The 303-nt window shown below is 45.9% G+C and carries 1 protein-coding gene; it reads left to right on the top strand.

Translation table 11 applies throughout. The annotated features are described in order from the left end of the window. Positions 1-303, top strand: a 303-nt coding sequence (locus tag FS806_RS25465) for an IS630 family transposase (protein WP_144942153.1), incomplete at both ends; no start/stop codon positions are given.

Here is a 303-nt window from a genome sequence, read left to right as displayed (position 1 = left end):
CACACCTGGTTTCCCAAGGGCCAACAAAAACAGATCCCGACGTACGGCAAGCACCGCGGCGTCAAGCTCATTGGCACTCTCGACTATGAGACGGGCGACATCTTCTGTGTAGAAGAAGAACAATATGATGCCAAGGTGTTTCTGTCGTTTCTTGAAAAAGTGGTCGAACGGTACCCGGAACAAAGAATCGTCATGGTGTTGGATAATGCGCGTATTCATCACGCGAAATTAATTCAGCCGTTCTTAAGGAAACATAAAAATCTGACCTTTATGTTCCTTCCACCGTACAGTCCGAAATTAAAT

This window comes from Paenibacillus sp. 32O-W, assembly GCF_007679495.1.
GTDB lineage: Bacteria > Bacillota > Bacilli > Paenibacillales > NBRC-103111 > Paenibacillus_L > Paenibacillus_L residui.
Note: the sequence above shows the minus strand (reverse complement) of the source record. Positions and strands in the feature narration are given on the sequence as shown.